Source organism: Actinotalea alkalitolerans (assembly GCF_023369855.1).
GTDB lineage: Bacteria > Actinomycetota > Actinomycetes > Actinomycetales > Cellulomonadaceae > Actinotalea.
Genome location: NZ_JAMBPP010000017.1, coordinates 38,940 through 61,377 on the forward strand (window position 1 = coordinate 38,940; position 22,438 = coordinate 61,377).

Genomic DNA, 22,438 nt, shown 5'->3' on the forward strand with positions numbered 1-22,438 from the left:
GGCGGCCGACCAGCAGCCTGCGGGATTCGTACAAGACGCGTACGGCCCTCGCGACGGACCATGGGCCCATGCACACCCAGACCCTGACGCAGTGCGCCCGACCCGCCGCGGACCTCGCCGACCGGTGGATGGCCGCGACCGCCGCCGGTGAGACGGCCCGCGAGAGGCGCACCACCGGGCGGCTGGCGGCCCTGGTCTCCGATCCCGCGGGGCTCGAGCTGGCGGTCCGCTTCGTGGACCGGGTGGCTCGGCCCCAGGACACCGCGGTCGCCGCCCACGAGCTCACAGGCCTGGCCGCGTCGGCCGACGCCGCGGCCGGTTTCCTCGGCCCCGTGGATCGCACCCTGCTGCGCCTGGGGACCCTGGTCGCCCCCGTGCTCCCCCAGGTCGTGGTGCCGGCGGCCCGCGCCCGGCTGCGCCAGCTCGTCGGGCACCTCGTCGCCGACGCCGGGCCCGGGCTCGGCGCGCACCTGGCCGCTGCCCGGGCCGACGGGTTCGGGCTCAACCTCAACCTGCTCGGCGAGGCCGTGCTGGGTGAGGCCGAGGCCCGGAGCCGTCTCGATCGCGTGCGTGCGCTGATCGAGCGGCCGGACGTCGACTACGTCTCGATCAAGGTCTCCGCCGTCGCGAGCCAGCTCTCGACCTGGGACACCGCGGGAAGCCGCGACAGGGTCGTCGAGCGCCTCCGACCGCTGTACCTGACCGCGCAGCACCACGGCACCTTCATCAACCTCGACATGGAGGAGTACCGCGACCTGGCACTCACGGTGCAGGTCTTCGAGCGGCTGGTGACCGACCCGGCGCTGCACGACCTCGAGATGGGCATCGTGCTCCAGGCCTACCTCCCGGACGCCCACGCCGCGTTCGACGAGATCGCCGCGATGGCTCAGCGGCGGGTCGAGCAGGGCGGCGCACGACTCAAGGTGCGCCTCGTCAAGGGCGCGAACCTGGCGATGGAGCGGGTCGAGGCCGAGATCCACGGGTGGCCGCAGGCGCCGTACCCGACCAAGCCCGACGTCGACGCGAGCTACGTGCGCCTGCTCGACACCGCGCTGCGGCCCGCGAGCACATCGGCGCTCCGGGTGGGCGTCGCCAGCCACAACCTGTTCCACGTCGCCCTCGCGCACCTGGTCGCCGCCGAACGCGGGGTGGGCGCCGACCTCGACGTGGAGATGCTGCAGGGCATGGCACCGGCCCAGGCACGGGCGGTCCAGGCCGACGTCGGACGGGTCCTGCTCTACACACCGGTGGTCGCGCGCGAGGACTTCGACGTCGCGATCGCCTACCTGATCCGCCGGCTCGAGGAGAACGCCGCCGAGCAGAACTTCCTGCACGCCCTGTTCGCCGGTGAACCGGCCCACGGCGGGCGCCGGCCCAGCGCCCTGGACCGGCAGCGTGAGGCCTTCCTCACCTCGGTGCGCGAGGCGGGCACGGTGAGCACCACGCCGCGCCGTACGGAGCGCACCGGCCTCCCGGCAGAGGACCCCTTCACCAACGCGCCCGACACCGACCCCGCCGTCGAGGCATCCCGTCGCTGGGCGCAGGACCTGCTCACCCGGGACGTCCTGGTGCCCGACGGTGTGCCGATCACCTCGGTCGCCGACGTCGACGCCGCCGTCGACCGGGCCGCGGAGCTCGCCGCCGGCTGGCACGACACGCCACCCGGGCGTCGGGCCGAGGTTCTCCGGCTCGCCGCCCGCTACCTCGAGGAACTGCGCGGCGACCTCGTCGCCACGATGGTCCAGGAGGCCGGCAAGACCGTCGCCGAGGCGGACCCCGAGGTGAGCGAGGCCGTGGACTTCGCCCGCTACTACGCCGAGCAGGCTGAGCTGCTGGCCGACGGAGCGGTGCCGGGTGCCGTCTACCGGGCGCACGGGCTCACGGTCGTGGCCCCGCCGTGGAACTTCCCGGTCGCCATCCCCCTCGGCTCGACCCTCGCGGCGCTCGCCGCCGGGAGCCCCGTCCTGGTCAAACCCGCTCCGCCGACACCCCGGTGCGTGCAGGTCGCGGTGGGCGCGGTCCACCGGGCCCTGGACGACATGGGCCTGCCCCGCGACGTCGTCCAGGTCGTGCTGTCCCCCGAGGGCGAGGTGGGCCGGCGCCTGGTGACCCACCCGGCGGTCTCCCGGGTGGTGCTGACCGGCTCGATCGAGACCGCGCAGCTCTTCGCCTCGTGGCGCCCCGACCTGGACGTCCTGGCGGAGACCTCCGGGAAGAACGCCCTGATCGTGACACCTTCGGCCGATGTCGACCTGGCGGTGGCCGACGCGGTCCGCTCGGCCTTCGGGCACGCCGGTCAGAAGTGCTCGGCCGCGTCGCTGCTGATCCTGGTCGGCTCGGCCGGGCGGTCCGACCGGCTGCGTCGCCAGCTCGCCGATGCGGTGACCTCGCTGCAGGTCGGGCCCGCCACCGAGCTCTCGACCACGGTCGGGCCCCTGACCGAGCCGGCGACCGGCAAGCTGCTGCGTGCCCTGACCACCCTCGACCCCGGTGAGGCGTGGCTCGTCGAACCGCGCCGCCTGGATGCCGAGGGCAGGTCATGGACCCCCGGGGTCAAGCACGGGGTCGCGCCCGGCTCGTTCTTCCACCTGACCGAGTGCTTCGGTCCGGTGCTCGGTGTGATGCGCACCGAGACCCTCGACGAGGCCATCGCGTGGCAGAACGCGGTCGCCTTCGGCCTGACCGGGGGCATCCACTCGCTCGACGAGGCCGAGGTCGCAACCTGGCTGGAACGCGTCGAGGTGGGCAACGCCTACGTCAACCGTCACATCACCGGGGCCGTGGTGCGACGCCAGCCCTTCGGTGGGTGGAAGGCGTCGGTCGTCGGGCCGGGCGCCAAGGCGGGTGGACCCAACTACCTCGCCGAGCTGGGGACCTGGACCGACTCGCCCGACGTCCCCCAGCAGGACGACGAGTGGTTGGCGTGGGCCGAGGCCGACGACCAACGCTGGTGGGACCGCGAGCTCGGGGGCGAGCACGACCCCAGCGGGCTGCACAGCGAGGCCAACGTGCTGCGGTACCGGCCCGTCCCTCACCTGACCGTGCGGGTCACCCAGGACGCCCGGGACCGCGAGGTCCGCCGGGTCCTGGCAGCCGCTGCGCTGGCAGGTGTGCCGGTCACCGTCAGCCGCGCCTCGCACGAGGACGACGCGACGTTCGCCGCCCGCGTCCGCTCGGGCGCGGTCTCGGGCCGGGTCCGCGTGATCGGCACCGCCGCCGGTCTGCGCGACGCCGCCGCGGGCCGTGTCGGTGAGGTCACCGTGCTCGACGGTCCGGTTCTCGCGAGCGGCCGACGGGAGCTGCTCACCGTGCTGCGCGAGCAGGCGATCAGTCGTACCCTGCACCGCTTCGGGCACGTCACGGAGCCCCGGTCGAAGCGCTGACCGCACGAGCTGCGTCCGGACGGGTGACCAGGTCCGGCGAGGTGTCCGCTCCGGGTACGCCCGAACGAGTGAAATGGGAGAGAAACGGAGAACTGCGGGCAAAGGTCCTCACGGTAAGGCTGGCCTGCGCCGATACTTGATCCGTGCAAGGACTCGCGCCTTCGTGGCTCACGGTCGTCCAGTGCGTCGTCGCGGGCGCGGTCATCGGCCTGTGCGCACTCCACTGGGTGTGGTGGCGCAGCGAGCTCCGTCGCTCGGGCGCCGCGTGGACCCTCACGTTGTCCCTCGCCCTCGCGGTGGTCCTGCTCACCAACGGCCTGCTCGACGGTGCCCAGCAGACTGGCCAGGCCTCCGCGCTGACCTTCGCACGCTTCTGCGCGCTCGCTGCGGCGATCACCCTGAGCCTCCCCGCGACGCAGGCCTACACCCGTGGGCCGTCGGTCCGTGCCCTGACTGCCGCCGTCGGCGGGTGGTACCTGGTGGGTGCGGTCCTGTGGGTCGCGACGGACCTCGTGGGCGTGCGCGGCTTCGAGGACGGACTGCCCGTCTACGGACCGCTGTCGACCGCCGTCGCGCTGCTGCCCCTGCTCGCCGTCGGGCAGTACCTCGTCCGCGCGGTCCGCGGCCGACCGATCAACCCCGTCGGCGCCGTGGTGACGGTGACCGCGTGCGTGTCAGCGCTGCTCCTCGTGGCCTCTCACGCCGAGCCTGCCTCCGCTGCCGGCGAGCTCCTCCGAGGCGTGTGGGTCGTGCCGATGGTGATCGGCCTGCACGTCATGGCCGCGGTCCGCATCTCGACCGTCCAGCGCGCCGCGGTCCGCCGTGCACGGATGCGCGACGCCCTGTCCGCCGTCGCCAACGCGGCGCTCTTCGTCAAGTGCCCCGAGCAGATCCTGGACCGGGCGATCGCCGAGAGCCGCGACCTCCTCGCCGACGAGTCCATCGAGGGGAGCCTGCGGCCCCTGGCCCGCCACCGCTTCGTGACCGAGCTCTACTCGCGCGGAGGCCACGTCTTCGACACCGACGAGCAGGTCTTCCTGCGCGACATCGCACGGGTCGTCTCGGGTGCCGCCGAACGCCAGGAGCTCACCAACCGGCTCGGCAGGGCCGCGTCGACGGACTCCTTGACCCAGCTGCACAACCGCCACTCCCTGGACCGCTACCTGACCGAGGCGCTCGAGAAGGCCAACGTCGAGCGCACCCGGGTGGGACTGCTCTTCTGCGACCTCGACGGGTTCAAGCAGGTCAACGACCGCCACGGCCACGAGTGGGGTGACACCCTGCTGGTGCTCACCGCCGAGCACCTGCGTGAGGTCGTGGGCCCCAAGCCCTTCATCGCTCGTCACGGCGGTGACGAGTTCGTCGTCGTGATCGAACGCGCAGGGAGCCTGGACGAGCTCGCCGACCTGGCCACTCGCCTGCGCACAGACTTCCGTCCGCCCGACGACGAGAGTGCGACCACCTCCCTGACGATCGGGGTCGCCGCCTGGGAGCCCGGTGAGCAGGTCGACACCTCGGCGCTGGTGCGCGATGCCGACGTAGCGATGCTCGAGGCCAAACGCCACCGGTCCGGGGTCGCCCTGTACGACGACGTCCTGCGCAGCCGGGTGACCGCTCAGAACGCCCTGCGCCGTGACCTGCAGAACGGTGTGGCCAACGGCGAGATCATCGCCCACTTCCAACCTCTGACGAACACCTCGACCCTCGAGGTCGTCGGCCTGGAGGTCCTCGCCCGGTGGCGTCACGGGCGTCGGCTGCGCCACCCGGCCGAGTGGCTCCCCTTCGCCGAGGAGTCAGGGCTGATCGTCGAGATCGGCCGACAGATGTTCGTCGCCGCCCGCGAGGGCATGGAACGCTTCGACCTGCCGGTCGCCGTCAACGTCGCCGCCCGTCAGCTCGACGAGCCCGGCTTCCTGCACCTGGTCGAGCAGGCATGGGGCGACACCGCCTGGGACCGCCTCACCATCGAGGTGACCGAGTCGGCGCTGCTGCACGACGCCGAGCACGTCTGCGCGGCCCTGGCGGCGCTCGCGGAGAAGGGCGTCAAGATCGCTCTCGACGACTTCGGCACCGGCTACAACTCGCTCTCACGCCTCGGCGAGCTGCCGGTGCACGTGCTCAAGATCGACCGGACCTTCGTCCGGGACATCCGCACCCCCGAGGGCGCCGCGGTGCTCCGGGCGATCCTGGCGCTGGCCGAGGCTCATCACCTCGAGGTCATCGCCGAAGGGGTCGAGCGGGTCGACGAGCTCACCGCCCTGATCGCGATGAACGTCCCCACGGTCCAGGGCCACATGCTCGGTCGGCCGGCAGCGGGCCTGCCGGTCCGGGGACCCCGACCCAGCGGCCCGGGCCGCCTGACCGGCCCGCGACCGCTGATCAGCCCAGCAGCGTCGGCTTGAGCTCGACGAGCCGCCCGAGCAACCCGTTGACGAAGGTCGGCGAGTCGTCGGTGGACAGTGCCCGGGCGAGCTCGACGGCCTCGTCCACCGCGACGGCGTCGGGCACCTCGTCGTTGAAGAGGATCTCCCAGGCGCCGATGCGCAGCACGGCACGGTCGACCGCGGGCATCCGGTCCAGGCTCCACCCGTGGGCGTAGGTCGCGATCAGCTCGTCGATGCGATCGCGCTGGTCGAGCACCCCCTCGACCAGGTCGACCGAGTACTGGGGCAACGAGGCCTCGGTCCCGGGCTGGGCGATGCGGTCGCTGAGCACCTGGAGCGGGGCCAGTCCGCGCTGGTCCGCCTCGAACAGGACGTCCAGCGCGCGCTTGCGCGCCTTGCTGCGTGCGCTCACCGGCTGATCAGTTCACTCGGCCGAGGTACGAGCCGTCGCGGGTGTCGACCTTGACCTTGGTCCCGTTCTCGATGAAGAGCGGCACCTGGATCTCCGCGCCGGTCTCCACGGTCGCGGGCTTGGTGCCGCCCGTCGAGCGGTCACCCTGCAGGCCCGGCTCGGTGTACGTGATCTCCAGGACCACCGAGGGGGGGAGCTCGACGTAGAGCGGGATGCCCTCGTTGGTCGCGACCATGGCCTGCTGGTTCTCGAGCAGGAAGCTGGCCGCGTCGCCCACCGTCGTCTCGGAGACGTTCAGCTGCTCGAAGGAGGAGCTGTCCATGAAGACGTAGTCGGTGCCGTCCTTGTACAGGTACTGCATGTCGCGCTTGTCGACGTTGGCCGTCTCGACCTTCAGACCCGCGTTGAAGGTCTTGTCCACGACCTTGCCCGAGAGCACGTTCTTGAGCTTGGTGCGCACGAAGGCACCACCCTTGCCGGGCTTGACGTGCTGGAACTCGATGACGGACCACAGCTGGCCGTCGATCTTGAGAACCGTGCCGTTCTTCAGGTCATTCGTCGTGGCCACAGTGGGTCTTCCTGTCGAGGTCGAAGAGGTCGTGCCCGAGCCCAGGCGGCACGTCCCGTGGACGGGCCGAGCGGATCACCGCAGGCTGCCAGGGCAGCGCGGGACGGTGGGGACCGGCGACGGCATGAGGGCGACGTCAAGTCTAGCGTGGCGTGTCCCCCGGACGGGCCAGCCAGGTCGCCTGCGGATGTCAGCCGGTCAGCAGACCGCGGAACGCCCCACCCACGGCGACCGCCCAGAGCATCGAGGCGAGGGTGCCGATGACGAACCGCTCCGACGCGGAGGGCCGTTCCCGCAGCTCGGGGTAGCGCCCCAGTCCCTTGATCGCGATGACGAACGCGATCGCCGCCGGGTAGCCCGCGAGCAGCGCCCCGGTGATCGCGATGCGTTCGAGGATCCCGATCCACGTCCCGCCCCGCAGCGCGTCCCGGGAACGGTCACCCACCGGGCCGTCACCCACACGGGCGTCCAGGTCGGGGTCGCGGGTGAGCTCCGCGGACAGGGGGGCGTCCTGCGGCGCCTCGTCGCGCAGCGCGGCCCCCTCCTCGCCACCGGCATCGGCCGATCGCGCGGCGAGCCTGAGCACCCCGGCGGTGAGCGGGGCGCCGACGAGGGCGCTGAGGGCCAGCGCCGCGGCACCGATGAGCGTGACGAGCCAGGGGTTCATCGGTCTCCCTCTGCGAGCAACCGGGCGACCACCGGACGGACGGCCACCTCCTCGGACCACAGTGCCGTACGCAGCCGTTGGCTGACGGCCTGCTCACTGATCTTGAGACGCGCCGCGACGTCCTTCTGCCGCAGACCGCCCGCACCGACCAGCTCGATCGCCTCCCAGCCCGCGTCGGAGCGTCGCGCGATCACGCCGCCCAGGAGGCGCAGGACGGCCTCCGCCTCGCGCCCTCTGGCCCCCGTCTCACCCGCACCGGCCTCGACCGCCACCGGGGCTGCGCTCCCCCGACCCTTGGCCCGCTCCACCGCGGCACGGGCGCGCACGAAGGCCTCCCCCGAGGCGGCGCGGCTCGAGGCCGGGAGCGGCTCGTGCACCGGCCCGATGCCGATGCCGATGCTCCACCCGCCGATGCGCAGCAGGGCCAGGGTCACGGTCGTGAGGTCGTCGGCGTCGCGCAGGACGGCCTGCACCTCGTCCCCCACCGTCCGCTCGAAGGGTCGCAGCACGCCGGGCAGTGCGGCGGTGAGCGGGGCCATCGTCGTGAGCAGCTCAGGCACGAGGTCCCCGCGCGTGGTGCTGGCGTCCTGGTCGACCGTCAGTACGAACATCGCTCAAGGCTAGACCCTAGATCCCGCCCCCTCAAGCCCCCAGCCTTAACCCACCCCCATCAACCCCACGCCCTCGCGCGGTCCGGCGAGGTTTCGGTCGCTCTGAGCGACCTAGACCTCGCGCGATCCGGCAGCCCGCGGGGTGGGGGCGGGCGGGTGGGGCTGGGTCGGGAGGGGCGGGCGGGGCAGGTTGTGCACAGGGGCCGAGGGGGCGTGGTGGTGGCGTCGGGATGTGCGGGAGGGTGGGGCGGTGCGGCCACCTCCTGCATCCGAGTGGATCCCCCCGGTGGCCAACGGGCAGTCCTCGGTCTTCACCGCGGCTCAGGCGCTGTCGGCGGGAATGACGATCGGGCAGGTGCGCCACCGCCGCTCCACCCGGCTGTGGGTCCCGGTGGCCGGGTCAGCCCTGCGGCACCGAGACCTCGACGCACGACGGGACCCGATGGTCCCGGTCTGGGCGGCGTGCCTCACCTGGCCCGATGCCGTGGTCTGCCGCCGGGCGGCGGCGAGGGTCCATGGCCTTCCGGTCGACCTCACGGGCAGGGTCCACGCGATCGTCCCGCACGGCCGACGCGCCCGCGCACGGCTGGAACCGCTACGGGTCGCTCTGCCCGAGGACGACGTCCTGCGCTTCGCCGGCTTCGCCCTGACCACGCTGCCTCGGACCGTCCTGGACCTCCTGGGACACCTGCCCGAGCGGGAGAGCGAGTCCTTGCTCGTCTGGGTGCTCACCCGCCGCGTGCTCACCCATGCCCACCTTGAGCGGCTGCTCAGCGAACGCCCGGGTCTTGCCGGGAACGTCCGTCGTCGTGCCCTGCTCGCCACCACCCGGGGCGGGGCGATGAGCCTCGCCGAGCGCCGCCTGCACACCATCCTCGAGCGCGGCGGCGTCGCCGGATGGCAGGCCGACCAGACCCTGAGGGACGACACAGGCATCATCGGCAACGCCGACGTGCTGTTCCGCGCCGAGAAGCTGGTGCTCGAGGTGGACGGACAGGCCTACCACCAGGGCGCGCAGTTCCAGCGGGACCGGACCCGGCAGAACCGGCTGGTCGCCGCAGGGTTCACCGTCCTGCGCTTCACCTGGCACGACCTCACCGACCGCCCCAACACCGTGCTCCACACGGTGACCCGCACCCGCCTGCGGGCACACACGATCCGGTGAGGTTCCTGCTGTTCTCAGCGACGCAGACCTCGCGCGATCTCGCGAGCGACGAGGCTCAGAGGCGCGCGGCGATGGCCGACAGGGCCAGGCGGTAGGAGTCGAGGCCGAAGCCCGCGACGGTGCCGGTCGCGACCGGGCCGATGACGCTGTGCTGCCGGAAGGCCTCGCGGGCGGCGGGGTTGGACAGGTGCACCTCGACCAGGAGCAGCCCCGCGGTGGTGATCTGCGCGGCGGCGTCCCGCAGCGCGTAGGAGTAGTGGGTGAACGCCGCCGGGTTGATCACGACGTGCGCACCGGTGTCGACCGCCTCGTGGATCCAGCCCACGAGCTCGGACTCGTCGTCCGTCTGGCGGACCTCGACGTCCAGTCCCGACTCGGTCCCCCAGCGCTGGGTGGCCTGGACGAGGTCCGCGAGGGTCGCCGACCCGTAGACCTCCGGCTCACGCACCCCGAGCCGTCCGAGGTTGGGTCCGTTGAGCACCAGAACACGGGTCATGGCGCAAGGCTAGGGGATCGCCGCGGCCCGTTCCGACCGGCCCGCCGACCTCACAGGGAGATCGCGGTGCCCGACGGCGCCTCGCGGCTCACCTCGGCGTAGGCGGCGACCAGGAGGGTCGGGTCGGGCCCCTCGAGACGGGTCGGCCGCCCGATGCCCTCGAGGACCACGAAGCGCAGCAGGTCACCGCGGGTCTTCTTGTCCCGGCGCATCGCCGAGAGGAGCTGTTCCCAGCGGTCCCCGCGGTAGGTCACCGGCAGCCCGACCGAGGTGAGGATCGCCCGGTGGCGGTCCACGACGTCCTCGGAGAGCCTGCCGCTGAGCCGGGCGAGCTCGGCGACGAAGACCATCCCGACGCTGACGGCCGCACCGTGGCGCCACGAGTACCGCTCGACATGCTCGATGGCGTGGGCGAAGGTGTGGCCGTAGTTGAGGATCTCGCGCAGGTCGGCCTCACGGAGGTCCTGCCCGACGACCCGGGCCTTCACCGCCACCGACCGCTCGATCAGCTCGCGCAGGACGGCACGGCCGGCCGGCTCGAGGGTCTCGCCGGTCAGGGCGGTGGGGTCGGCCTCGATGAGGTTGAGGATCCGCTCGTCGGCGATGAAGCCGGTCTTGATGACCTCGGCGAGCCCGGCGGTGCGGTCGTGCCGGGGCAGCGAGTCGAGGGTCTCCAGGTCGCAGAGCACCCCGGCAGGCGGGTGGAAGGCCCCCACGAGGTTCTTGCCCTCCGCGGTGTTGATGCCCGTCTTGCCTCCCACGGCCGCGTCGACCATGGCCAGCAGGGTCGTCGGGATGTGCACGACCTTGATGCCCCGCAGCCAGGTCGCGGCGACGAAGCCGGCCAGGTCGGTCGTCGCTCCCCCGCCCAGCGAGACGATGGCGTCGCTGCGGGTGAAGTCGGCCTGCCCCAGCACCTGCCAGCAGAACGCAGCGACCTGAGCGGTCTTGGCCTCCTCGGCCTCGGGAATCTCGGCGAGCAGGGTCTCGTAGCCCTGGGCGACGAGGTCCTCGCGGACCGCCTCGGCCGAGGTGGCGAGCGCGCCGGGGTGGATCAGCAGCACGCGTCGGGTGCGGTCGCCGAGCAGCCGGGGCAGCTCGCCCAGCAGGTGGCTGCCGATCAGCACCTCGTAGGGCCTGTCCCCGGGCACGTGGACCGAGGTGGGCGTCGAGGGGGGCGTGGTCTCACTCATGCTGGTCGTCCTCCGGGGTCGCGGCGTGAGCGGGTGGCGGCGCGGGGAGCCGGGCGGGTGCCGCGGACGGGGCCGCCGACGACGTCGGGTCGGGCGGTGGCACCTGCTCGGCGTCGGGCTGCTGCGCGCGGGCGTGCTCGGCGATCTTCGCGGCCACCTGCCCCGGACGGACCCCGTCCGTGACGACGTGCAGGGTGCTGACCCTGTCGTACACCGGGCGACGGGCGTCCATCAGCGCCTGCCACTGCGCGCGGGGGTTGCCCAGCAGCAGCGGTCGTGAGGTGTTGAAGCCGACCCGGGGAGCGGCCTGAGCCAGCGACACGTCCAGGAAGACGACCATGCCGCCGGCGTCGGTGTAGGCGTGCAGCGCCTGCTCGGTGTGCGGGTCGAGCACCGCTCCCCCACCCAGGGCCAGCACGCCGTCGTGGGTCGCCAGGGCCGTGGTCACGGCCTCACGCTCGAGCTCGCGGAACCGTGGCTCTCCGTCGACCACGAAGATCTCCGAGATGGACTTGCCCGCAACCGCCTCGACGTCCTCGTCGGTGTCGCGGCTCGTCACGTGCCACAGCGCAGCCAACGCCCGGGCGACCGTCGACTTGCCCGACCCGGGAGGGCCGACCAGGACGGCCCGGGGTCCGTGCGGGGCGCCGGTCACCGCTGCAGCTCGGGGATCGACGCGAGGTACGCGTCGACGTTGCGACGGACCTCGGCGACGCTGTCCCCGCCGAACTTCTCCAGCACGGCCTCGGCGAGCACCAGGGCGACCATGGCCTCGGCGACCACCGCGGCCGGTGGGACGGCGCACACGTCGGAGCGCTGGTGGATGGCCTGCGCGACCTCACCGGTGACCACGTCCACGGTGTCCAGCGCACGCGGGACCGTCGAGATGGGCTTCATGGCCGCCCGGACCCGCAGGACCTCCCCGTTGGACATGCCGCCCTCGACGCCCCCGGCCCGGTTGGTGCGCCGGCGGATGCGACCCTGCTCGTCCCGCTCGATCTCGTCGTGGGCCTGCGAGCCACGTCGGGTGGCGGTGCGGAACCCGTCGCCCACCTCGGCGCCCTTGATCGCCTGGATACCCAGCAGCGCTGCCGCCAGGCGCGCGTCCAGCCGACGGTCCCAGTGCGTGTAGCTGCCCAGGCCCGAGGGCACGTCATAGGCCAGGACCTCGACCACGCCGCCCACGGTGTCACCCGCGGTGTGGCAGTCGTCGATCTCGGCGACCATCGCCGCCGAGGACTCGGCGTGGAAGCACCGCACCGGGTCGGCGTCCAGGGCCGCGGCGTCCTGCGGGGTGGGCAGGTCGACGCCGTCGGGCACGCTCACCGGACCGATGGCCACCACGTGGGAGACCAGCCGGATGCCCACGGCCTGCTCGAGGAACGCGGCCGCCACGGCGCCCAGAGCGACGCGGGTCGCGGTCTCGCGCGCGGAAGCCCGTTCGAGCACCGGGCGAGCGTCGGCGAAGCCGAACTTGCGCATGCCCACCAGATCCGCGTGACCCGGACGAGGACGCGTCAGAGGGCGGTTGCGTGCCACCTCCCGCACATCCCCGGTGCCGGCGTCGACCTGGAGCCGCTCGGGCGCCACCGGGTCGGGAGACATCACGTCGACCCACTTGGGCCACTCGGTGTTGCCGATCTCGATCGCCATCGGGCCGCCCTGGCTCACCCCGTGACGCAGCCCCGCGAGGATCCGGACCTCGTCCTGCTCGAACTTCATCCGCGCCCCGCGACCGTAGCCGAGCCGACGACGGGCCAGCTTCTCCCGGACGTCGTCGGTGGTGACCTCGACCCCGGCGGGCAGGCCCTCGAGGATCCCGACCAGAGCGGGACCGTGCGACTCACCTGAGGTCAACCAGCGCAGCATGGGTCGATCCTTCCACGGCCCCGGACGCACCTCGGCCCGCGTCCGGGCTGCGGACGCGGGCCGAGGGGCGAACCGGCAAGAGCAAGCGGTCGGGTCAGCTGCCGACGACGGGTGCGAACGGGTTGCGTTCGCTCGCTGGCAAGGGCGCGAGCTCGACCTCAGGCTCCTCCCCGTCGACCGCTGGCACGTCGACCGCGGGGAGCACGTAGATCATCCCGTCGATCGTCATGTCCAGATCGCCCGCCTGGGTAGCGGGCCTGCCGCCCGATGCCTCGGCGAGCGGCAACGCGGAGGTGTTGAGACTGGTCACGAGATACAGCCGCCGTGTGCCCTCCTGGAGTGCCTCGAGAAATGCAGAGACATTGGCATAGGGGCCTACCAGGGTGATCGACATGGGAATACCGACGAGGCGCGTCGCTTCGGCGACCGGTTCCGGTGCGGCGTCCTGGGTGGGGTCACGGGTGATGTCGTCGGCCTCCTCGGCCGGAACCTCTTCCGCGTCGGCCTCCTCGGCTGCGGGCACCGGTGCCACCGAGACAGGCGGGACGACGAGCTGCGGAAGGCCAGGGGTCAGCCCCACGATCGTCACGCCGTGCGCCGCCGCTGCAGCATCAATCTCACGGAGGTAGTCGGCCAGGTCTGCATCTTGCGGGAACTGGACCTGGATGGCTTCGAGCTGCGCCTTGTAGCTGTCGAGGTCCTCGTACTGCTTCTTGAGGGTGGCGAGCTGGAGCTGCAGGATGTCCTGACGGGCCAGTTCCGACTCGGTGATGTCGCGGGTCTCTTGTGCCTCGGTGAGCTTGGGGGTGACAGCGAGGAACCAGACCCCAGCGACGATCAGGAGGGCCACGACGACCGTGCCTGCGATCCACCTGCTGGCCTTGGCGGTGCCCATGTCAGCTCTCCTCGTCGATGTCGATGAAGCGCTGTGCGTAGGCGTCTTCAGTGATCTGCACCGAACCCGACACGATGAAGTAGACGCCCTCGTCTTCGGTGACCTGCGAAGACGAGATCCACGGGTCGGAGAACCCGGTGACTGCGTCGAGGTTGTCGAGCCAGGCCGCGGTGTCCGGGACGGTGACCGATCGCGCGGTGAAGGTGAGCGTCCCGACGTTGGGGCCCTGCAACGGGTGAGCGGCTCCCACAGGTGCCATCGTGGGGGTGGCAGCCACGACGGAGAACGTGTCGAAGCTCACGGCCGTCGGAGACGTCGCAGCCAGTGCAGCGAGGTAGGGACGCCACCTGACCTCGGTCGACATCCCGAGCCGGCGAGCCGTCAGAGCCTCGCTGAGCTGATTGAGGACGCGGGGCACCTCGGCGTACTCGGCCTGTTCGGCGAGCAACCCTTGGTTCACGGCTTCGACATCACTGAGCTCGGCCTGGGCCTGGCGTGCGCTGAAGGTGGCCCATAGGAGGAGCAGTCCAGCAAGGAAGATCGACACGAGGATCGCAACGCCGAGCCACGCCTTGAGCCGGCCGAGCCGACGTCCCGCCGTGATCTCCGGCGGGAGCAGGTTGACCTGCGGCAGTGCGGGAGCTCCGGGCACCATCGCGGCGGTGCGAACAGGAGCGACGGAGGTGGCGCTCACGCGGCGACTCCCATGGCGAGGCCCACCGGGATGGCCAGCAGGGAGATGGACTCGGGCAGGTGCTTGCGGGCATCTGCTCCGACCTTCAGGGTGGCCAGCGGGTCGCCGTAGGTCACGGGTAGGCGGCTGGCGGTCGACAGGTACTGAGCGAGTCCTGGCAGGAGACCACCACCGCCTGTCAGGAGCGCAACGTCCAGGCCTGAACCAGGGTTGTTGCTCGAGTAGTAGACGAAGGTGTTACGGATCGCCTCGACCAGGTTCCGTGTCACCTCGCTCACAGCGTTGGCCCCTAGGGAGAGCTCGGGAGCGACCGGGTAACCGACCCCGATCTCGCGCTTGAGCCGTTCTGCATCCGGACCCGACATCTGCATCTGCCCCGCCAACGCGTCGGTGACGTCGTTCCCACCCGAGGGCAGTGTGCGCGCGAATCGTGGCACGCCGTGCGCCGAGATGATGACGTTGGTCACCCGGGCGCCGACGTCGACCAGTGCGACGACCTTGTCGGCGAACTCCCCTCGGGCCATCCCGCGGAGGAGCGCGAAGGCGTTAAGGTCGACCATTCCGGGTCGCAGGCCCGCGCTCTCCGCGGCCATGACGTTCGAACGGACGGTCTCCCGCGAGGCAGCGACCAGCATGCCCTGGAGCGTTCGACCTGAGGAGCCCTGGTACTCGGCAGTCGGGTAGTAGTCGAGCAGCGCCTCATCGACGGGCATCGGGAGCAGCTCCTGCACCTGGAACCGCAAGGATGCGCGCAGCTGCGCCATCGGGGCCCAGGGGAGCTCCAGCTCGCGCACCACGACACGGGGGTTGCCGACCCCGAGCACCACGTCGCGCGTGCTGAACTTCCCGCGGCGCCACAGGTCCTTGAGCGTGGATGCGACGGTCTCCGGCTCGGCGACCTCGGCGTCCTGAACAGCACCTGGCGGGAGAGCGATCTCTGCGCACCGGACCAAGGTCGGCTGGTGGCGGCCCGACGGACCACCGCTGCCGAACTCGAGCTCAACAGCGCGCACCGCGGTCGAGCCGATGTCGAGCCCTACGACCCGGGTCTTGCCCATGTTTCTTCCGCCTCTGCCGATGTGTTCGTGCCCTGCACCAGTCCTATCGGACGGTCTGGCAGGTCCCTTGAGAAGAACGACCACACGGGCTGACGGCGCGGCGGCAATCAGGACATCAGACCGATGTATCCCGACCAGAGCTGTTCGCCGCACACGACACCGACGGCCGCCCCGCCGACCATCCATGGCCCGAACGGGATGCCCGACTTGCGACCGGCGCGTCCGCTGGCAAGGAGACCGACGGCAAAGGCGCCGCCCAGGAGGAAGGCAGCGAAGGCGCCGACAACGAATGCGCCCCAGCCGATCCACCCGAGGTAGAGACCGAGAACCCCGGCGAGCTTGACGTCACCGAAACCCATGCCCACCGGGTACACCACCATCAGGACGAAGTAGAAGACGTAGAGCACAGCACCGGCCGCGACGGCACGCATGAGCGCTCCCCAGTCTTGTATCCCCCACGAGGCGACCGCGAGCAGGACGGGGCCGACGAGGTAGGACGGAAGCACGATCGCGTTGGGCAGCCGACGGGTGTCCAGGTCGATCAGTGTGAGCGCCACGCCGATGGCAGCGAGGTATAGGTAGGCGGGTACCGCCCAGCCGTTGTCCGTTCCGAGCCCGAATCGGACCGCGACGACGACGAAGGCGACTCCCGTGACCAGTTCGACCAACGGATATCGGACGGGAATCCGTTCGTGGCAGTCACGGCAGCTTCCACGCAGCGCGAGCCATGACAGTACTGGCACGTTGTCCCGACGGCGGATGGGGTGCGCGCAGCGCGGGCAGGCACTCGGTGGGGCAACCACAGACTCCCCGCGGGGGACACGCCAGATGACGACGTTGAGAAACGACCCGATGAGCAGCCCGATCCCTGCGACCAGGGCAAGCACTGCGGCCTGAGCGTGACCTGTCAGGACGGCAGGTTCGGCGAGGTTCAGGGGATCTCCTGGTAGCCGTCGAGCGAGGCGGACACCGTGCTCGGAGGCGCGTTCCACTTCTGGCCAAGACCCGAGTTGCAGGTGGCCGTGGTGATCTTGGAGAACGCACCGAGGAACTTGTCCCCGAGGGAGGCGCACCTACCCCAGCTGTCCACGAACGTGTAGGAGGTCGCATAGCTGCCGGTGTCGGCGAACCGTGTCCACCTCTGGTTGGCAGCCGAACTGCTGCACGCGCTGGTCAGGTACACGTAGCCGCCTTCTGTCCCGGGTGAGACGAGACAGTAGCGCGCCGACGTGCTGTTCAGGCGCAGGATCGAGATCTGCTGCGGTCCGCTCGACCCGACCTTGCTCGCCGGTTCGGTGTAGTACCACTTGTGGTTCCAGAGCAGGTTGGGCTGTCCGGGGATCGGGTCCTGCTTGCACGGGTAGACGATCATGTGCGAGTAGTTGACGTCCTCGTTGGTGACGTCGAAGCACCGTCCAAACTCCAGGTAGTTCACGATCTGACGGGTGTCTTCACCCGCGGCTCCGGCACCTACCCGTGGGTCAGGATTGAACGAGCCCCACTCATTGTTGCTCGGGGCACTTCCCGTCACCCAGAGGTCACGGCCGTTGGGCGAACCTGACGCGGTCCCCGAGCTCAACCACGTACTCGCATACCCTGAGGAGATGGGGTCGCGCTGGCCGCGCCAGCGAGCTCCTCCCTCCCAGCTCCAGAGCTGGTTCCACCGCGCCGCGGAAGTCTTGGGTTCACACACCCTTAGGGTGATGCGCTGTGGAGGGCTGCCGCCGACCGGGCCGGTCAGGCACAGAGGATCGACGCCGAGGCCAGGCAGCGTCGTACTGGCGAGCTTGATCTGGTAGTCGGTGTCGTAGATCCACAGCTGGTGCACGTCGTCGGTGCCGCAGTCGACCGCCGGGACGTACCTCACGTGGGACCCGACACTCGCCGAGTACGCCTCCAGACAGAAGCGATCCGGGGTGATCGACCCGTCGAAGCTATAGATCAGGCCGCCAGGGATGTTGTTGTTGGTGATCTGGAACTCGTAGGTCACCTGGACGGTGCGGTTACCTGCGTCTGCGCCCATCCCTGCGACACCCTCGGCCAACCCCGAGGCGGTCACGAGCGCGTAGCTCGGGTCGGCCGTCGGGCCGGAACCCGGGGTGCAGGCAAGGGCGTTGGACGCGATCCACGAGGCACTACGGCCGGTAGGGTCCTGCAAGAAGTACTGGATGGAGGCCGTGTACGTCAGGCTCGCTCCGGCGTCATCGACCGGCCCTTCGGCCGAGCACGGCAGCTTTGCCCGGTCGCCGTAGACCGCTCCGGTGAAGTCCGCAGGCGCCTCCGCGGTCCGGATCTGTCCGATCACCGTGTTCACGCCGGCTTCGGCAGCGAAGATCGTCTGGCTGCTGGTGCGCATGAAGCTCGTCGGCATCATCTGCGACATCATGATCCCCAGCAGGAGCATGCTCAGCATGGCGGTCAGCAGGATCGCGATCAGAGTGGTCACCATCGCCACCCCACCCTCGGAGTCACGCGCCGAGCGGCACAACCGGAACCGGCTCAAGACGCGCGAAGCCGTTGACGTCAGGGTTGTCATGGGCGCTCCAGGTGGCTCGTGCAGATGAAGGTGTCGCTCACTCCGTCGCCGTTGAGGTCGGCGTTGCTGGGCGACTCGTAGGAGCTGTTGCGGGCGACGAAGACGGTGGCGACATCGGCTCCTGTCACCGAACCCGGTCCAGCCGAGCCTCGTCCGACATCCACGCTGACCATGAGCTGCTGGCGGGTCAGCGTGCCTCCGGCGCGTTCGAGCACGAATGGCGGATTCGGTGCAATACCGGCCGCGAGGTCCCCGAGCATGTCGTTGCGCACGTCGGTCGCGATGGTGTTCCAGGCAGACCTGGTACCAGTCGGAACGTCACGCCACGTCCTGACCTGGAGCACCCGGGCGGTCGGGTCGAACCGCCACTGGGTGCACAGCGGCTCCTGCCCTCCAGGCAGGGACGTCGTCAGGAACTCGACGTAGTGAGCACCGCTGGCTCCGGGCCCGGGTGAGTTGATCGAGTTCGCATACCGGATCTGCTTGTCCATCATCTGGAACGCCTTGCGAACGGCGTCCCCCGAGTCGGTGACGTCCTGTGCGCGAACTGCGCTGCGCGTCATCGTCATGAGCCCGCCGAAGAAGACGGCCAGGACGACGCTGAAGATCGCCATCGCCACGAGGAGCTCGACGAGCGTCATCCCCTCGTCGTCCTCGGACGACCGGCCACGGAGGAGGCGCATCAGTCGCGTCCGTAGATCTCGAACCGGGCACTGGCGACATCCGACCGCAGGCCTGTCTGCAGGTCGACGAGTGAGTACGTGAAGTTGCAGACCCGCCAGGAGGTGGAGTTGCCGGTGGTCCGGGCGATTACCCTGATCTCTCCCAGGTGCAACCGGTTCTGGTCGGTGGGAGGTCGGAAGTCACACCCCCCGGTCATCCCGGTGTAGTCGATCCGCACGCCGGTTCCCGTCCTGACGAAAGAACCGGGTGTGTCGTTGAGGCCGACGGGGACGTACCGCGCGGTTTGAGAGGAGAGACGGACGTCGTCCGCCACCGCGACCGGCGCGGTCGGTGGCGGAGCCGAGTAGGTGACTCGTACCGTCATAGTCGCGGGGGCCGACGAGATCCCGGCGGCGTCGGTCAGGACGTAGCCGAAGGTGCGCTCGAGGGCCGTGTTCTGCGGCGAGTCGTACCGCACGGTTGTGCCAGTCAGCGGCGCACCCGTGAAGGTGACACCGTCGACCTGGAGGGTTCCGCCGGCCGCAGCCCCGCTCGTTACCGTGACCCTCAACCCTGTGGGGTCGGCGTTGCCCTCGAGGAGCTTGGGTGTCAGGTCCGTCCAGGTCGGCGTGCTGGTTGGCTTGGCCGGGACCTCGAGGACCTTGTCCCCACTGACGATCGTGTTGATCAAGATGTTGACCCGGGCGACCGGGCTCTCCTGCCCCGACGTGTCCGTGTACCGGTACTCGAACCAGTCACCTCCCGAGGCGACCGACGGCGTGTAGACGACGGCGAGCCCGGACACCGTCGCGGTTCCGTTGGTCGGGGGCTCAGTGATGGTCACCAAGGCGGGCGAACCCACGTCGTTCGCCGTCACGTTGACGGTCGCGGAGGTTCCGCCCAGGACCAGCGCGGTGTCGTTGCTCGCGAGGGGTAGCAGGGTGATCTCGACCGTGGCCGGGTCGGACTGCGCGCCACTCGCGTCCTTGATGCGGTACGTGAACGTGTATCGCCCGGAGCCGCTCGTGGGGGCCGTGTACGTGATGACGCCGTTCGTGGCTACCGTCGCGGTGCCCTGCCCGGACGCGGGCGGGCTCACGATCATCACGGGGTTGGAGGTGACCGGCCCGAGGAGGTCGTTGGTCAGGACGTTGATCGCGCGCGACTCGCCGTGCAGGAAGACCTCGAAGTCGTCCACGGCGATCGGGGTGAGGACCTGGTTCCACTTGAGATCGGAGGAGCGGTCGACCAAACCACTGAGGTGGTAGCTGCACTGATCGCCCGCGCACTGCCCGCTGGTCGATGGCCAGGTCACGACTGTGGTTACCCGGAGCATCCGCAGCATGCCTGGAGGGGTCGCGTCCTCAGCCAGGGCCGACGGCACACCTGGGAGCTTCGAGCAGACCTGGTCCGTCGACACGACGTTGCTCGGCCGGTAGCACACGCCGACGAGGGTCGTGACGGTGTACTGCTGCCCGGAGTGAGCTCTGGTGACCACGAGTGGCACGGTCGCGTTGTCCGACGTGGTCAACCCGGTGTCCGGGTCCCACAGCGGGTAGGTCTCGTCGAGCCCGTCGATGTTGAGCGCTGCCAGTGCTGACCAGGCCGCCTCGACGTCGACCTGTCGCCGCCCGACGGCGAGGCCAGAGATCGTCGACCCGCCGGCGGTCATCGGGTTGACGGCGTAGGCGCGCTCCATGGCCTCGTTGGCGACGGCGACCGCGTTCTGTGAGCGCTGCAGGTGACTGGTGGTCTGGGTGCCCTGGATGAAGAAGTAGAGGGCTGCCGTGGCGACGATGCCGAGCAGGACGAGCGAGACGATGACCTCGATCAGCGTCAGGCCGGAGTCGTCTGGCCGTGCGTCGGGCGTCTCGGTGCGGGACCGTGGCATAACCCCTCCTCTGGCTCTCCTGGCAGTGGCACGGCCGATGGGCCGGGGCTGTTGGCCCCGGCCCATCAGGTGTGGTCGATCAGGGGCAGGCGGCGGTGGTGCTCAGGCCACCGGTCAAGCTGTTGTATGTGATGTGGGGCGCCGTGCCTGCGGTGATGGCGTTGCCAGCCGGGTTGCTCCCGACGACGCAGAAGCCAGTGGTGCCGATCAGTGTCCAGTTCACGACGTTGCCTGTGCTCAGAGTGACCTGCTGGGAGCCGACAGCGATCGTTCCCGTGCCCCCACCGGCGGCCGGGTACACCTGGTTGTCGACGAAGTGCGTCTCCAGGCCGGTGGCGACCGTCCGGAGGTCCGACTTGATCGAGGAGTCGACGGCCGACTTCCGCTGGTTCAGGAAGACCGGGATGGCGATCGCGGCGAGGATGCCGATGATGATCATGACGACGAGGAGCTCGATCAGGGTGAAACCCTGGTCCTTCTCGTCGAGGGACTTACGGATACGAGCAATCACGAGGTGCTCTCCTTCGAGGTCAGGTACGAATGGCTTGAGGAATCGATATGTCCGATTCGGGCAATGCTCCGGCACTGCGCCGACGCCGCGAGTGCGCCGACCCGATACCGCTTGTTCGGCCTTGCACCTGCTTCATCGGACGAGCCTCTGAAGATCTTGAGGTGTTTGTTCCCTGCATCCGCGCTTTTCACCCGTTAGGAGGAACGGCCGCTCACTCGATGAGCTCGAAGATGTTGAAGATGGGCATGTACAGCGCGATGATCATCGTCCCGACGATGCCCCCGAGCACCGCGATCATGATGGGTTCGATCATGGCGGTCAGTTGCTCGGTCGCCGCCTCGACCTCCTGGTCGTAGAAGTCAGCGATCTTGGCCAACATGGTGTCCAGGGCCCCCGTGTCCTCGCCGACGGCCATCATCTGCACCACCATCGGCGGGAATACGCTGTGCTTCGACAGCGGACCGGTGAGCGACTCTCCGCTGCGCACCGAGTCGCCGACATCCTTGGTCGCGCGTTCGATCACGACGTTGCCGCTGGTTGCACCGACGATGTTGAGGGCCTGGAGGATGGGCACACCCGCGTGGATCATCGTGCCGAAGTTTCGGGTGAAACGGGCAACTGCGATCTTCTGGAACAATGTGCCAAAAATAGGCACCTTGAGCTTCATCGGGTCGACCTTGTCCCGAACTCCCTGCTTGTGCTTGTTCTTTCCCCACCACGCACCGAACAAGACCAGCGCGACGAGCAGAACAGGACCGCCGACCTTCATCCAGTCCGACAGGATGACGAGGATCTTCGTGGGCAGCGGGAGCTCGCCACCAAGATTCGCGAACATGTTGGCGAAGATCGGCACGATGAACAGGAGCATGCCCACGACCGCCAGGATGGCGATGATGAACACGACGACGGGATAGGTCATGGCCGACTTGACCTTGCCGCGCAGCTTGACCTCGGACTCGAAGTTCTCTGCGATGGAGACCAGCACCCGATCGAGGAACCCGCCGACCTCGCCGGCCTTGATCATGTTGATCATGAGGGGCGGGAAGACCTCTGGGTGCTTGGCCAGGGCGACCGAGAGCGCCGAACCCGTCTCGACGTCGCTGCGCACCTGGGCGACGATCTTCGCCAGCGCCTTGCTCTCGGTCTGCTCCGCCAGGATCGACAGCGCGCGGAGGATCGACAGCCCTGAGTCGATCATCGTGGCCAGCTGGCGCGAGAGGATCGCGAGGTCCTTGAGCGTGATCCGGTCCCCCAATCCGGGGATCTTGATCTCGGTCTGTAGCCCACCCGTGCTGACCTCGTTGAGTGAGATCGGGGCGATGCCCATGGTCCGGAGCCGGCTGACCACCGCAGCCTGGTTGTTCGCCTCGATCCGACCCTTGACCAGCTTGCCCTGCTGGTTGCGGACGGCGTACTCGAAGACCTTCGTCGCGGTCGCCATG

General features: G+C 70.0%; 20 protein-coding genes. 3 read left to right on the plus strand and 17 right to left on the minus strand.

The features are described 5' to 3' along the window. Nucleotides 1–68 precede the first annotated feature (68 nt). Entirely contained in the window at nt 69–3,383 is a 3,315-nt protein-coding gene (locus tag M1R94_RS17625) for a bifunctional proline dehydrogenase/L-glutamate gamma-semialdehyde dehydrogenase (protein WP_249383042.1), read from the plus strand. A gap of 143 nt (nt 3,384–3,526) precedes the next feature. After that, nucleotides 3,527–5,785, plus strand: coding sequence for a putative bifunctional diguanylate cyclase/phosphodiesterase (locus M1R94_RS17630; RefSeq protein ID WP_249383043.1), 2,259 nt, complete (start codon nt 3,527–3,529; stop codon nt 5,783–5,785). On the opposite strand, the gene nusB is transcribed toward M1R94_RS17630, so the two are convergent. The 4 genes from nusB to M1R94_RS17650 form a co-directional block, all read right to left on the minus strand. Further along, a complete protein-coding gene (nusB, locus tag M1R94_RS17635; RefSeq protein WP_249383044.1) occupies nt 5,763–6,179 on the minus strand; it encodes a transcription antitermination factor NusB in 417 nt (138 codons plus the stop codon). The genes M1R94_RS17630 and nusB overlap by 23 nt on opposite strands. A gap of 7 nt (nt 6,180–6,186) precedes the next feature. After that, nucleotides 6,187–6,747: an elongation factor P gene (efp, locus tag M1R94_RS17640; RefSeq protein ID WP_249383045.1), complete on the minus strand. Its 561-nt coding sequence runs from the start codon at nt 6,745–6,747 to the stop codon at nt 6,187–6,189. Between the two features lie 190 nt (nt 6,748–6,937). Further along, on the minus strand, nt 6,938–7,414 hold the full coding sequence (locus M1R94_RS17645; RefSeq protein ID WP_249383046.1) for a hypothetical protein: 477 nt from the start codon (nt 7,412–7,414) through the stop codon (nt 6,938–6,940). Beyond that, nucleotides 7,411–8,025: a hypothetical protein gene (locus M1R94_RS17650; protein WP_249383047.1), complete on the minus strand. Its 615-nt coding sequence runs from the start codon at nt 8,023–8,025 to the stop codon at nt 7,411–7,413. Before M1R94_RS17650 ends, M1R94_RS17645 begins: the two co-directional genes overlap by 4 nt. Nucleotides 8,026–8,311: 286 nt before the next feature. Here M1R94_RS17650 and M1R94_RS20860 point away from each other — a divergent pair, with 286 nt between their 5' ends. After that, the gene (locus tag M1R94_RS20860; protein WP_249383048.1) at nt 8,312–9,190 is read left to right on the plus strand and encodes a DUF559 domain-containing protein; all 879 of its coding nucleotides are present in this window, start codon (nt 8,312–8,314) and stop codon (nt 9,188–9,190) included. 55 nt (nt 9,191–9,245) lie between these two features. Here M1R94_RS20860 and aroQ read toward each other — a convergent pair whose 3' ends face one another. The 13 genes from aroQ to M1R94_RS17720 all read right to left on the minus strand — a co-directional run bounded on the left by aroQ (nt 9,246) and on the right by M1R94_RS17720 (nt 22,437). Further along, nucleotides 9,246–9,686 carry a type II 3-dehydroquinate dehydratase gene (gene aroQ / locus M1R94_RS17660; protein WP_249383049.1) on the minus strand — a complete coding sequence of 147 codons (441 nt, stop codon included), beginning with the start codon at nt 9,684–9,686 and terminating at the stop codon, nt 9,246–9,248. A gap of 50 nt (nt 9,687–9,736) precedes the next feature. Continuing rightward, complete coding sequence (gene aroB / locus M1R94_RS17665; protein WP_249383050.1) at nt 9,737–10,879, minus strand: 3-dehydroquinate synthase; 1,143 nt, start codon at nt 10,877–10,879, stop codon at nt 9,737–9,739. Continuing rightward, nucleotides 10,872–11,534 (minus strand): shikimate kinase, encoded by a 663-nt coding sequence (locus tag M1R94_RS17670; RefSeq protein WP_249383051.1) that lies wholly within the window; start codon nt 11,532–11,534, stop codon nt 10,872–10,874. The genes aroB and M1R94_RS17670 overlap by 8 nt, the downstream gene beginning before the upstream one ends. Beyond that, entirely contained in the window at nt 11,531–12,748 is a 1,218-nt protein-coding gene (gene aroC, locus M1R94_RS17675) for a chorismate synthase (protein ID WP_249383052.1), read from the minus strand. The genes M1R94_RS17670 and aroC overlap by 4 nt, the downstream gene beginning before the upstream one ends. A 94-nt stretch (nt 12,749–12,842) precedes the next feature. Continuing rightward, on the minus strand, nt 12,843–13,643 hold the full coding sequence (locus M1R94_RS17680) for a type 4a pilus biogenesis protein PilO (protein WP_249383053.1): 801 nt from the start codon (nt 13,641–13,643) through the stop codon (nt 12,843–12,845). A gap of 1 nt (nt 13,644) precedes the next feature. Next, nucleotides 13,645–14,337, minus strand: a complete 693-nt coding sequence (locus M1R94_RS17685; RefSeq protein WP_249383054.1) for a PilN domain-containing protein — start codon at nt 14,335–14,337, stop codon at nt 13,645–13,647. After that, nucleotides 14,334–15,395, minus strand: a complete 1,062-nt coding sequence (gene pilM / locus M1R94_RS17690) for a type IV pilus assembly protein PilM (RefSeq protein ID WP_249383055.1) — start codon at nt 15,393–15,395, stop codon at nt 14,334–14,336. Before pilM ends, M1R94_RS17685 begins: the two co-directional genes overlap by 4 nt. A 107-nt stretch (nt 15,396–15,502) precedes the next feature. Beyond that, a complete protein-coding gene (locus M1R94_RS17695; RefSeq protein ID WP_308199930.1) occupies nt 15,503–16,387 on the minus strand; it encodes a prepilin peptidase in 885 nt (294 codons plus the stop codon). Beyond that, the gene (locus tag M1R94_RS17700) at nt 16,327–17,844 is read right to left on the minus strand and encodes an RICIN domain-containing protein (protein ID WP_249383056.1); all 1,518 of its coding nucleotides are present in this window, start codon (nt 17,842–17,844) and stop codon (nt 16,327–16,329) included. The genes M1R94_RS17695 and M1R94_RS17700 overlap by 61 nt, the downstream gene beginning before the upstream one ends. An 83-nt stretch (nt 17,845–17,927) precedes the next feature. Next, nucleotides 17,928–18,614 carry a type II secretion system protein gene (locus M1R94_RS17705; protein WP_249383057.1) on the minus strand — a complete coding sequence of 229 codons (687 nt, stop codon included), beginning with the start codon at nt 18,612–18,614 and terminating at the stop codon, nt 17,928–17,930. Further along, nucleotides 18,614–20,485, minus strand: coding sequence for an Ig-like domain-containing protein (locus M1R94_RS17710; RefSeq protein ID WP_249383058.1), 1,872 nt, complete (start codon nt 20,483–20,485; stop codon nt 18,614–18,616). Before M1R94_RS17710 ends, M1R94_RS17705 begins: the two co-directional genes overlap by 1 nt. A gap of 79 nt (nt 20,486–20,564) precedes the next feature. Next, a complete protein-coding gene (locus M1R94_RS20570; RefSeq protein ID WP_308199931.1) occupies nt 20,565–20,996 on the minus strand; it encodes a type II secretion system protein in 432 nt (143 codons plus the stop codon). 211 nt (nt 20,997–21,207) lie between these two features. Next, nucleotides 21,208–22,437 carry a type II secretion system F family protein gene (locus M1R94_RS17720; RefSeq protein ID WP_249383059.1) on the minus strand — a complete coding sequence of 410 codons (1,230 nt, stop codon included), beginning with the start codon at nt 22,435–22,437 and terminating at the stop codon, nt 21,208–21,210. Nucleotide 22,438 lies beyond the last annotated feature (1 nt).